Source organism: Chthonomonas sp. (genome assembly GCF_035294165.1).
In the GTDB taxonomy this organism is placed as follows: Bacteria; Armatimonadota; Chthonomonadetes; order Chthonomonadales; family Chthonomonadaceae; genus Chthonomonas.
This window is the reverse complement of record NZ_DATGLN010000206.1, coordinates 1-11,325: the sequence shown is the minus strand read 5'-3', so window position 1 is coordinate 11,325 and position 11,325 is coordinate 1. Positions and strand designations below refer to the sequence as shown.

The window sequence follows — 11,325 nt, the reverse complement described above, 5'->3', positions numbered from 1 at the left end:
GGAGCTGCCCGACAAGCAGGAGGTGTTGATCGGCGGAATCGTAACATCGGTCAAGCTGTTTACCTCCAAAAAGAGCGGCGAGCCTATGGCCTTCTTCATATTGGAAGATATGACGGGCAACGTCTCGTGCACCATCTTTCCAACGGCCTTCGCCGCCCAGCGTCAGAACTTGGAAAAAGATCGCGTGGTGCTGGTGCGTGGACGTACCAGTCACCGTGAGCGCGTGCGTGATGACGACGAAGACGACACACCCATCGTTGAGATATTAGCCGAAGAGATCTCCCCTCTCACCGAAAGCATGGTGAGCGCCGCTCGCAAGGCCAGCCGTATTGTGGTGCGTCTCGACCCTACACGCCCAGAAACGCTGCGATTCGTGCGCGATACCATCGAGCAACATCGGGGCAACGGCAACGCTTGCCCGGTGTATCTGCGCATCAACCGGCGCGATAAAGCCTATGAGGTGCGCACCGAGCTGTTCGCGGAGTATAGCGACGATTTTCGCCAGGCCGTAGAGCATTTTTTGGGACGCCAAGCTGTGTGGGTAGAATAGAATAGACCCCTTTGAAGGACTTTGAAAGATGATTAGGGTTGCCATCTGCGGAGCCGCCGGGCGCATGGGGCGTGAAGTGACGCGCGCGGTTTCGGAAGCGGACGATATGCAGGTTGTTGCCGCCATTGACCTGCATCACCTGGAGGAGGACGCCGGCAGTTTGGCCGGCATTTCGCCGCTTGGCGTGAAGGTGGAGAGCGACTGGAAGGCTGCCGCCATTCGGACGCGGCCGGAAGTAATGGTGGATTTTTCTGTGCATACGGCGGTGCTGCCAAATGCGCTTGTTGCTCTAGAATTAGGCATTTCTCCGGTTATCGGCACAACAGGCCTTTCGGATGAGGAGGTGGCTATTCTTAAGCAAACCGCCCAGGAACGCCAGATAGGCGCGTTTCTCGCACCCAATTTCGCCATCGGGGCCGTTCTCATGATGCAGTTTGCCGCTCAGGCCGCGCGCTACTTACCCGATGTCGAGATCATCGAGTTGCACCATGAAAAGAAGGTAGACGCCCCTTCCGGCACCGCCATGTTAACAGCCCAACGTATTGCCGAAGCCCGTCGCGCCGCCGGGGTGCACCCCAGTGCCGCGCCGGAGGGCGCTTTTGAAAAAGCCCCTGGGGCACGTGGAGGGCTTGTGGATGGGGTGCCAGTGCATAGCGTTCGCCTCCCCGGTTTCGTGGCGCATCAGGAGGTGATTTTGGGTGGAGTAGGGCAGACGCTTACCCTGCGTCACGACTCAACCGATCGGCGCTCCTTTATGCCCGGCGTGCTCTTGGCCATTCGGAAGGTGCGCTCTCTTTCAGGCTTGGTTATTGGGCTGGAAAATCTGCTCTAACACCTATCGCCATGGAGGAACGCGCGCCGCTTCTGCCGGATATTCTTGTACCTGGGCTTGATGTGGTCTTTGTAGGGGCCGCACCGAGCCTGTGGGCGGCCCAGGTGGGACATTACTATGCCGGGCCGCGCAACCGTTTTTGGCTGCTGCTTTATCAGGCCGGTTTCACACCGCGCCTCCTGCAGCCCGAAGAGGACGTTACCCTCCCCTGCTATGGCATCGGGCTGGTAGCCCTCTTTCATCATATCGCGTCCAACGCCAATCATCTTCTGCCAGAACCGGCTCCGGCCCTGCGCGAACAGCTTATCGAGCGCCTGATCGAAGCGGCGCCGCGCTGGGTCTGTTACAACGGCAAAGATGTCTACCGTATGGTCACCGGCAAAGAGTGTCGCCGGTGGGGTGAGCAGAAAGAGCGACTGGGGCCTGCGCGCACATTTGTAGTAATCAGCTCCAGCGGCCGCGCCGACGGTTGGGGGCATGAACGGCTTGCCTTGTATAAGGAGCTGTACGATTGCGTCTACCCTACCCGATGCTCCTGAAAGTAAACTACCGCTCGCCTAAAGGCAAAGGTCCCTCTCGCTTTGCTTCGAGGTAGCATGGTTCCCACACGCACATGTCTAGATATTCTGAGGCCAGCTAGGGCGATTTGCGCTTTTCCCCAGAAAATCGTGAGATTTTCTGGAGGTCTCGGTATAGGCGTGAGGGAGAGAAGCGGTAGGGGGCGGCCTTGTGCCTCCCCTTCTATTTGCGCATGGTTTGAACAACGGTCATGTTCTGTTTGTTGCGCGGATCGGAAGTGAAGTGGTTTCGAGAGAGGGATCCGCGCACTTGCATGAGAGAATGTGTTATAATATAGGTGTTGACTTCCTCGGAAAAGAGTTGTATGTGGCCTTTGTTTTGAGAGGTAGTTGACAATGGAACCGGTGTTTCGGCGTCGGTGAGGATTGAAACGTTGCTGTTTCCTATTCCTTAAGTTTGCTTAAACGTGGCACCGGCGTTTCGGCGTCAAGGCCGACGCCCTCCCCCTCAAGGCCGACGCCCTTCCCCTCAGTGAGGATTGAAACTCCGCATCCAAAAACCAACGTAGCCGTTGAAGCAAGTGGCACCGGCGTTTCAGTGCCGGTGAGGATTGAAACCTTTGCAGAAGGTGCAGGAGGCCTTTGAGACGCAGATCACCGGCAACTGTGGAAAGATCGTGCTTGAACCTTGAGCCCATTAGCAAAACGCACCCAAAGGCCGTTCGGGTAGACTGATTCGGGTGAAACAGAAGACGATTTTCTTTTGGAGGAACCATTCTGAGGCCAGAGAGCGGACAGGTTAAAACCGAGGTACGTCTGAAGCTGCCACGTAGCGTGTTGGCAGCATCGGGAAGTTTGGGTTGGGGCGATACGTTGGAAGGGTTGGTAGAGGCACATCGGCTAGGTGGATTCATCACACCCACCCTAACCCTTCAACCACGCGAGGGAAACCCGATGCCGCGCACGGCGGAGGCGAGTGCCGGGTTTTTACATGCCAACGGCCTGCCCAACCCCGGTTTAGAGCGATTTTTAAGCGAGCACCTGCCACGGTTACGCGCTTTGGGCTGCCCTATCATCGTAAGCCTGCTCGGAACGACGGCCTCGGAATGGGCGGAGTTGGCCGAGGAGTTAAGCAAGGCGGCAGGCATTACGGCCTTAGAGCTGAACCTTACACCGCTGCCTCTCCTCGATGCCACACGAGCAGAGGCTCCGCTTCCGTCGGAAGTCGAGATGCACCGGCAGATGTTAGAGGCCATTCAAAGCGTGCGCAAAGCCACCTCCCTTCCGCTTATCGCGAAACTGCCGTCGGTGGGAATGGAGATCGGTTATGCCGCCGTCACGGCGCAAAACGCCGGCGCCGATGTCGTGGCCATCGGCCAGGCTCTGCCGGGAGTGGCCGTTCGTCTCTCTGCTCGCACGCTGCGGTTCCCCGGTGGCGTAGGCGGGCTTTCCGGCCCCTGTATGAAACCGGTAGCCCTATATCAGCTATGGCGCGTGCGCAGAATGAGTTCGCTGCCCATTCTTGCCTCCGGCGGCATCATGACGTTAGAGGATGCCCTCGAATTTTTCTTGCTTGGGGCAGAGTATGTAGGGATCGGCGTCGGCTGTGCCATCCACCCCAATCTGGCGGTAAAGCTGGCCGACGAGATCGAGGCCTATCTTCAATCCCATCAGATTACAAGCGTGCAGGCGCTTCGCCTCTAAAGTAAAGGGCGGCCTGTACGCTTCTAGTTGGGGTCGTTTCGGCGGTTCATCACTGTTTGCCGTGGGGCAGAATGCGCAGAATATCGTTCCACATCACCAGCAGAAAAAGGATGCCGATGATGGCCAACCCTACAAACTGCGCCTTATACATCTCTTTGGTGGTGAGTTTGCGGCGCCGCACGGCCTCGATGCCGAGCAAGAGAAGATGGCCTCCATCGAGGATGGGAATGGGGAAAAGATTGACGATGCCCAAGCTCATCGAAAGCTCGGCGGCCACGAGGGCTACATAGGCCGGCCCCTGTTGTTGTGCAATGTTGATCTGGCTGGCGATGGCGATAGGGCCGCCAACGTTCTCACGGACATCGCGGCTAAAGATGCTTTTAAGCATCATGTCAATGCTGAGGAAGGTGATTTGGGTTCCGCGCACGATGGCCTGGAGGGGGGAGTAGCGCTTTAATTTCGGTTCGGCAACCACCACAATCCCAATGACGCCGACGCGCTCCTTGGTGCCTTTTTCTGTCGTGATGATCTGCGGTTTTGGGGTAACGGTGATGGGTATCAACTCCTTGCCGCGCTGCACAACGAGATGAAGCGGTTTTCCAATGCTAGCCCGAATCATCTGAACCATCTGGTCACCGCTGTGGATAGGAGTTGAGTCGATCTGAACGATTTTATCGCCCGCTTTCAGCCCAGATTGGGCTGCGGGCGTATTCGCCACCACCGTTTCGACGACGTTGGTGCGCGTGATGGAATCGGGCAGGCCTACGGTAAAACCCAGCAAACAAAAAAGCATGAAGCCGAAGAAGAGCGACATGAAGGGGCCGGCGAAGATGACCAAGGCACGTTGCCAAATGGGCTTTTGACTATAGCCGGTGGGGTCGGGTTGTGCGGCAAGTACCATTTGCAAATAGCGCTGTTCCTGTTCGTTGAGGGTGGGTGAGGACAACAGCGCCTTTAACTCCGCCCGTCCTTCGGGGGTGAGCGAGTGCTCCTCTCCAATGGCATGGATCACGGCCTCGCGTACCTTTTGAGAGATTTGACTCTTATCGAGGTTTGCCAGAGCCGCTTCGGAAAGCCCATGAAGTGCGGGAGCCGAATCGGGGTCGTTGTCGAGAGGCAGAACGGGAGCAGCGTCGAACATATCCGAGGGGTCCATTCCCGCAATGCGCACAAACCCGCCTAAGGGCACGGCACGGATGTTGTACTCTGTGCCATGCCGAACGCCAAGTCGCACGAGCCGCTTTCCAAAAAAGAGAGAAAACTCCTCTACGCGCATCCTGAAAAGTTTTGCAACAATGTAGTGACCCCACTCGTGGGCGATGACCAAAACGCTCAAGACCACAATAAAGTAGATCAACGTGCTTATGAGATGCATCATAATTCGATTCTGCTCCTTAAGGTTCCTTTTCCTTCAATGCCTTGGTGGGCTTGCGGAAAGAACTCGGTTGTGCTAGGCAAGAGCATTCGCCCTCTCGTAGACGAATGCACGGGCTTCTTTATCGGCTTGAAGCACATTTTCTAGAGAGGCCTGTTGAGGGGTATGGTGCTGAAGAGCCTCTTCCACAAGCTTTATGATATGCAGGAAGGGGATGCGCTCTCGCAGAAAGAGGTCTACTGCGGCCTCATTAGCGGCGTTCATGACGGCTGGAAAAGTTTTACCGGCGGCCAATGCGGCACGGGCCAAGCCTAGCGCGGGAAACTTCTCTTCATCCGGCTCCTCAAAGGTGAGGCTGGCGAAATCGGCAAGGCGCAAACGGGGAAGATTCGTATCTACGCGTTCCGGGTAGACCAGGGCATATTGGATAGGCAGGCGCATGTCCGGCAGGCCCATCTGGGCCAAGGTAGAGCCATCGCGAAAGCGCACCATCGAGTGCACGATGGACTGTGGATGGATGACCACCTCGATATGATCGGCGGGAACCCCGAAAAGCCAGTGTGCCTCGATGATCTCCAGCGCTTTGTTCATCAGCGTTGCCGAGTTAATAGTAACCAAGCCTCCCATGTTCCAGGTAGGGTGACGCAGCGCTTGCGCCGGTGTCACACCCTGTAGGGCCTCTTTAGGCACATTCCGAAAAGGCCCACCCGAAGCCGTAAGAATGAGCCTTTCTATCTGTTGAGCGGCAGCCCCCTGAAGGCACTGAAAGAGGGCGGAGTGCTCGCTATCAATGGGAAGGATGGCGACACCATGCGCTTGTGCCAGCGCCATGGTAAGCTCTCCTGCGGCCACAAGCACCTCTTTGCTTGCAAGGGCGATGGTCTTACCTGCGGTTATGGCGGCATGCGTAGGAGCGATGCCGATGGCCCCTGCCACGGCCACAACCACAAGGTCGGCTTGGGGAAGGGTGGCCAAGGTGCACATCCCTTCCACTCCACAAAAAACTTCGCAGGAGACTCCCTCTTGTTTTAGAAGACGGTTAAGGGAAGGCTCCTGTTCCCGTTCTCCTATGGCGAGATAGGGGACTTGAAACTCCTTCGCTTGTTCTACCAGCCGTTGTATGTTACTATTGGCAGATAGCCCTACGATCTGGAATCGGTCGGGGAGACGACGCACAATATCGAGCGTTTGCGTGCCGATAGAGCCTGTAGAGCCTAGAATCACCAAGCGTTTCATGGGTCTATTCTTCGGGGACGGCGCCAAACTTTCGCACCCTTCGCTGATAGTCGAGTAGGGCTTCCACAAAGTGGTCACGGGTAAATTCCGGCCAGCAGACGGGCGTCACATAGATTTCACTGTAGGCCGTTTCCCACAGTAGGAAGTTAGAGAGGCGAAGCTCGCCGGCCGTACGAATCAGCAGGTCGGGGTCGGGAATATCGGGCCAATAGAGGTGGTTTGCGATGGTCTGTTCGTCAATAGTTTCGGGGCTAAGCTCTCCTTTTTGCACGCGCCTAGCGATGGTGCGCACGGCATCTACCACCTCGGCACGGCCGCCGTAGTTGATGGCCAGGTTAAAAATAAGGCCATCGAAATGGCGGGTGCGCTCCATGGCCACTTCAAACTCCGTACGCAGGTCTTGTGGCAGCTCGTGGAGACGCCCGGAGATGCGCACGCGCACGCGATTTTGCACCAGCTCTTCGATCTCGTTGCGCATGGCGCGCAGCATGAGGTCCATCAAGCCGCCAACCTCTTCGGCGGAGCGGCGCCAGTTTTCCGAAGAGAAACCGTAGACGGTGAGAAAGCGAATGCCGAGATCGCGTGCGGCGTACACGATGTTTTTAAGGGTACGGTAGCCCTGATCGTGGCCGAAGAGGCGCGATTTGCCCTGTGCACGCGCCCACCTTCCGTTGCCGTCCATGATAATGGCGACATGGGTAGGAAGGCGGCTCGGATCGAGCGCGACGCGGTTGTGCGATGCAGAGGCAAGTTCGGCCATAGCTCTTTTCTCGCGGTTAGACTTCCATCAGTTCGGCCTCTTTCACCTTCATGAGGTGGTCAATTTCGGCCGTGTATTTATCTACGAGCTTTTGCACCTGTTCTTCCGCCCGTTTCTCCTCGTTTTCCGATATTTCGGAGGCTTTTTTAGCGGCTTGCAGCTTTTTAATGGCCTCATGGCGCACGGTGCGGATGGAGGCACGGCCCTGCTCGGCCTTTTGGTGTACCTGCTTAATAAGCTCTTTACGCCGCTCTTCGTTGAGAGGCGGAATGTTGAGGCGCAGAGCGCTGCCATCGTTGGTGGGGGTTATCCCCACATCGGATTTTAGGATACCTTTTTCAATATGCGAAAGAATATTGCGGTCAAAAGGCGTTATCAGAAGTTGGCGTGGCTCCGGCACGCTGATGGAGGCGACCTGATTCAGCGGCAGCGTGGTGCCATAGGCGTCCACGCGCACATGTTCTAGAATGGCCGGGTTGGCGCGCCCCGTGCGAATGAGGCTGAATTCATGCTGAGTGGCTTCCACGGCTTTTTTCATGCGCTCCTCCGCCTCGCGCAGTGTCTCTTGGATCATGGCATCCTCCTCAAAAGGTGTTTTATCGTTTTGACAGCCTATTAAAAATTACCGACGAGCGTGCCTATTTTCTCACCGCAGACCACCCGTCGTATGTTGCCGGGGCGTGCGATGTTAAAGACGACAATGGGGATGTCGTACTCTTTGCAAAAGGTAAAGGCCGTTTGGTCCATCACGCGCAGGTTTTTGGCGATGCATTCGTCGAAGGAGAGCTGTTCGTAGCGGACGGCATCCTGAAACTTATGGGGGTCTCTGTCGTAGATGCCATCTACATTGGTGGCTTTCAGCACGGCACCGGCACGGATTTCGTTGGCACGTAGGGCTGCGGCCGTATCGGTGGTAAAGAAGGGGTTGCCGGTGCCGGCCGCCAGAACGACCACCCTGCCTTTTTCGAGGTGACGAATGGCACGCCGTCGGATGAAGGGTTCGGCCACTTCCGCCATAGCGATGGCGCTCATCACGCGCGTGGGCACGCCCTGTTTTTCAAGCGCATCCTGCAGGGCCATGCTGTTAATGACGGTGCCGAGCATGCCCATGTAGTCGGCGGCAGCGCGCTCCATACCCGCTTCTGCAGCCCTTTCGCCCCGCACGATATTGCCGGCGCCCACCACAACGGCGATCTCGACGCCTACGCGGTAGGCGCTCACGATCTCTGAGGCGAGGGTGTGGATTGTGCGGTAGTTCAGCCCAACGTGGGGTCCCTCTTCTGGGTGTTCGAGATCGGCTGCAAAGGCTTCGCCGGAAAGCTTCAAAAGCACACGCGACCAGCGAGGCCTTTCGAATGGGGTTTCGGAGAGCGCAGGTGCCACTGCGCTCTCCGACGAAGTTACGGACGTCGGCCTTGAGGCATCGTCGTTCATTCAGCAGTTTCCTTTATCGCACCGGAGGTAGACGCCCCACCCGTCTGTTCACCGACTTCATAACGGATGAATCGGCGAATATGGGCGCCCTTTCCCACCTCTTTTAGCAGCTGGGCGATGGTCTTTTTCGGCTCGCGAAGATAGGGCTGATCTAGGAGGACGGTCTCCTCGTAGAACTTGCGCAGCCGTCCTTCCACGATCTTCTCGATGGCCGCTTCCGGTCGGCCTTCATTTCGGGCCACCGTTCGGGCGATGTCACGTTCCTGCTCCAGTACCTCTTCCGGCACCTCTTCGCGTGTGAGGTAGCGGGGGCGCGAGGCGGCAATCTGCATGGCCAACTCGTGTCCCAGGTGTTTGATCTCCTCGCTGCGGGCGGCCTCCGGCGATTCGGCCCCTACCTCCACGAGCACTCCAATGCGGTCGTTGGCCGGCACATGAACGTAGGTGGCTATATGGCCGGTTTCGTCGGTGGAGACAAACGCGAATCGGCGAAAAACGATGTTCTCCCGAAGGCGGCTAAACACGTCGTGGATGCGGTCTTGCACCGTAAGCGCCATGTCAACGAGAGAGGGTTGTTTCAAAAGCTCTTCTGTCGAGGTGGCCCGACTGCGTGCGACCTGCTCGGCCAGCTCTTTGGCAAGCTTTTTGAAGTCCTCGCTGCGTGCCACGAAGTCGGTTTCCGAGTTCAGCTCGATGATGGCAGCATCTCGATCGTCTACCACGGCCACGGCGATAACGCCTTCGGCGGCGACGCGGTCTCCTCTATCGCTCAGCTTGGCACCCAGCTTTTTGCGGATGTAGATGATGGCCTCCTCGAAGTCGCCTCCGGTCTCTACAAGGGCCTCTTTACAAAGCATCATGGCTGCGCCGGTGCGCTCGCGCAGCTCTTTCACCATTGCGGCGGTTATCTCTGGCATTGTGCAAACTTCCTTTACCTGTTCTCTTCAAACTAAATTTCAATAAGGAGGTACTTTAAGCCTCCACCTGGCCTTCTACCTCAGCGGCCATGCGGCTATACTCATCCTCTTCCCCGGGATGAAACACGTAGTCCGCTTCTGGCGTCGGCTCGAAAGTATCCACATCCGGCTTTTCGGCTTCGTCCGGCACAATCGCTTCCTCCGTCTCGCCTTCTGCGGGATGTTGGGCGGCCTCTTCAGCATCCCATTCCGCCTGTTTAATTTCGGCGATCGCATCGGCGAGGCGGCCGGTAATGAGGCGAATGGCGCGAATGGCGTCGTCGTTGCCCGGTATCACGTAGTCCACCAAATCGGGATCGCAGTTGGTATCCACGAGAGCCACTACGGGAATGCCCAGGCGTCTTGCCTCCGCAATGGCGATGTGTTCTTTCTTGCAATCCACCACGATCAGGCATTGTGGCAGGCCGGGCATGTTTTTGATGCCGCCGAGGTAGCGTTCCAGCTTGTCGCGCTCTTCAAGAAGGAGGGTTGCCTCTTTTTTGGTGAGACGGTCTAGGGTGCCGTTCATCTGCATTTCGTTCAGCTCGTCGAGCCGTTTGAGGCGCTCCTTAATGGTGCGATAGTTGGTAAGCATTCCGCCAAGCCATCGTTGGTTTACATAGCTTTGGCGACAGCGTTGGGCCGCCTCTTGAATGGCGTCTTGCGCTTGCTTCTTGGTGCCTACGAAAAGCACATGTCCACCGGAAGCGACGACCTCCTGAACAAACTGCTGTGCTTCATCGAACAGCTTTAGCGTTTGATGAAGGTCAATAATGTAGATACCGTTGCGCGCGCCGTAGATATAGCGTTTCATCTTTGGGTTCCAGCGGCGCGTCTGATGCCCGAAGTGCACTCCTGCTTCGAGGAGTTCTTTCATTGAGAGCGATGCCAATTTCTTCTTCTCCTGGGTTTTTTGCCTTGTATTTGCTACGGCCTTCCCGATGCCTCATTCCCGCTGCGGAAGGTTGTTCTTCCTCACCCTGCAACGGGTCCGCATCGGTGCAGTATAAAAGGGGGCTATTCAATTTACTCTACCCCATCGGCAGAGTATACCCCATGAGAGATGGGGAAAGCAACTTTTTCTCTCACTTCACAGCCCTACCCCCCGCCTCTCAAGGCCAAAGGTGCTGCGCTCTCCCCCACAGCGGCCTGAAAGGTTGCCTTAATCGTCTATCTCTCTGGCCGCTGCATCGCCGTCTGCAAGACGGAAAGGAAGGGATAGGGGGCGAGTATGGCCCTTGCTTTGTTAACTGCCTCTAGAACCGTGAGATTGGCAGTCTCTGCAGCCTCACCCCTCGCCCTCAGAACGGGTGGGAAGTGAAACTCAAGATTTCTCGCCTTCGGCTCGAAATGACAGGTGTCTATCTCACGAGAAATGACAAGGCGGTCTCTCTTGCCAGCTCTTCAAGCCCCTCACCCTAACCCTCTCCCCATTGGGGAGAGGGGCACCGCACGGTGGGCGTCCTCGCGGACGGCGCCTCAGCGGCCTGTTTCCCTCCCTTTATCGCCCCTCTCCCTGACCGATGCTTTGCTATCTGCAAGACGAAAGGAAGGGATAAGGGCGAACAAGGCAAGTTCACTCTGCTAACTGCCTCTAAAACCTTCCCTCCCTCACTTGTCTATTCGCCCCTTACCCTCATCTATAACTACCCCCTTATCCCCACCTGCACCAACAAAATCTCATAAAAAAATTTTTTCCAAACACCCATAAAACTACTTGACAAACTCCCTAACCCTGTGTTATACTATTATTGTCTGAACCCGCTCACCCCTTCGAGCACAGACCACACAACCGCATACCAAAACTTACTTCGGCCATTCTGAGGCTCCTGAGCAGACCCCTCCTCCTTCGAGAGGCCTCCCCAGTCCTCTTGGCATAGACCAAACCTAAATAAAGGAGACACCTTCAGTGGCTAAGAACAGAAAACAACGCAAACAGCAACAAGGGGAAGGCAGTGTC

Annotated in this window: 11 protein-coding genes; 4 read left to right on the top strand and 7 right to left on the bottom strand. The window is 56.7% G+C overall.

The window, feature by feature from the left end; translation table 11 throughout:
- From VKV29_RS11200 to VKV29_RS11185, 4 genes are all read left to right on the top strand, one after another.
- On the top strand, positions 1-550 hold a 550-nt coding region (locus VKV29_RS11200; RefSeq protein WP_324201391.1), incomplete at its 5' end, for an OB-fold nucleic acid binding domain-containing protein.
- A gap of 28 nt (positions 551-578) precedes the next feature.
- Positions 579-1,382, top strand: coding sequence for a 4-hydroxy-tetrahydrodipicolinate reductase (gene dapB, locus VKV29_RS11195; RefSeq protein WP_324201390.1), 804 nt, complete (start codon positions 579-581; stop codon positions 1,380-1,382).
- An 11-nt stretch (positions 1,383-1,393) separates the two neighbouring features.
- Positions 1,394-1,921 (top strand): mismatch-specific DNA-glycosylase, encoded by a 528-nt coding sequence (locus tag VKV29_RS11190; RefSeq protein WP_324201389.1) that lies wholly within the window; start codon positions 1,394-1,396, stop codon positions 1,919-1,921.
- 753 nt (positions 1,922-2,674) lie between these two features.
- Positions 2,675-3,604 (top strand): hypothetical protein, encoded by a 930-nt coding sequence (locus VKV29_RS11185; protein ID WP_324201392.1) that lies wholly within the window; start codon positions 2,675-2,677, stop codon positions 3,602-3,604.
- Positions 3,605-3,653: 49 nt separating this feature from the next.
- Here the strand turns inward: VKV29_RS11185 and VKV29_RS11180 are convergent, their stop codons facing one another.
- The 7 genes from VKV29_RS11180 to rpsB form a co-directional block, all read right to left on the bottom strand.
- Positions 3,654-4,982: a M50 family metallopeptidase gene (locus tag VKV29_RS11180; RefSeq protein ID WP_324201388.1), complete on the bottom strand. Its 1,329-nt coding sequence runs from the start codon at positions 4,980-4,982 to the stop codon at positions 3,654-3,656.
- Positions 4,983-5,054: 72 nt separating this feature from the next.
- Positions 5,055-6,215 carry a 1-deoxy-D-xylulose-5-phosphate reductoisomerase gene (locus VKV29_RS11175; RefSeq protein WP_324201387.1) on the bottom strand — a complete coding sequence of 387 codons (1,161 nt, stop codon included), beginning with the start codon at positions 6,213-6,215 and terminating at the stop codon, positions 5,055-5,057.
- Between the two features lie 4 nt (positions 6,216-6,219).
- On the bottom strand, positions 6,220-6,975 hold the full coding sequence (locus VKV29_RS11170; RefSeq protein ID WP_324201386.1) for an isoprenyl transferase: 756 nt from the start codon (positions 6,973-6,975) through the stop codon (positions 6,220-6,222).
- 16 nt (positions 6,976-6,991) lie between these two features.
- A complete protein-coding gene (gene frr / locus VKV29_RS11165) occupies positions 6,992-7,549 on the bottom strand; it encodes a ribosome recycling factor (RefSeq protein WP_324201385.1) in 558 nt (185 codons plus the stop codon).
- A gap of 41 nt (positions 7,550-7,590) precedes the next feature.
- The gene (pyrH, locus tag VKV29_RS11160; RefSeq protein ID WP_324201384.1) at positions 7,591-8,409 is read right to left on the bottom strand and encodes a UMP kinase; all 819 of its coding nucleotides are present in this window, start codon (positions 8,407-8,409) and stop codon (positions 7,591-7,593) included.
- On the bottom strand, positions 8,406-9,326 hold the full coding sequence (tsf, locus tag VKV29_RS11155) for a translation elongation factor Ts (protein ID WP_324201383.1): 921 nt from the start codon (positions 9,324-9,326) through the stop codon (positions 8,406-8,408). The genes pyrH and tsf overlap by 4 nt, the downstream gene beginning before the upstream one ends.
- A gap of 55 nt (positions 9,327-9,381) precedes the next feature.
- Positions 9,382-10,257: a 30S ribosomal protein S2 gene (gene rpsB, locus VKV29_RS11150; protein WP_324201382.1), complete on the bottom strand. Its 876-nt coding sequence runs from the start codon at positions 10,255-10,257 to the stop codon at positions 9,382-9,384.
- Between the last annotated feature and the right edge of the window lie 1,068 nt (positions 10,258-11,325).

Excerpts from the sequence above, each read along its gene's own strand:
- dapB (WP_324201390.1), top strand. The coding sequence starts at position 579 with ATGATTAGGGTTGCCATCTGCGGAGCCGCCGGGCGCATGGGGCGTGAA.
- VKV29_RS11190 (WP_324201389.1), top strand. The coding sequence starts at position 1,394 with ATGGAGGAACGCGCGCCGCTTCTGCCGGATATTCTTGTACCTGGGCTT.
- VKV29_RS11180 (WP_324201388.1), bottom strand. The coding sequence starts at position 4,982 with ATGATGCATCTCATAAGCACGTTGATCTACTTTATTGTGGTCTTGAGC.
- VKV29_RS11175 (WP_324201387.1), bottom strand. The coding sequence starts at position 6,215 with ATGAAACGCTTGGTGATTCTAGGCTCTACAGGCTCTATCGGCACGCAA.
- VKV29_RS11170 (WP_324201386.1), bottom strand. The coding sequence starts at position 6,975 with ATGGCCGAACTTGCCTCTGCATCGCACAACCGCGTCGCGCTCGATCCG.
- frr (WP_324201385.1), bottom strand. The coding sequence starts at position 7,549 with ATGATCCAAGAGACACTGCGCGAGGCGGAGGAGCGCATGAAAAAAGCC.
- pyrH (WP_324201384.1), bottom strand. The coding sequence starts at position 8,409 with ATGAACGACGATGCCTCAAGGCCGACGTCCGTAACTTCGTCGGAGAGC.
- tsf (WP_324201383.1), bottom strand. The coding sequence starts at position 9,326 with ATGCCAGAGATAACCGCCGCAATGGTGAAAGAGCTGCGCGAGCGCACC.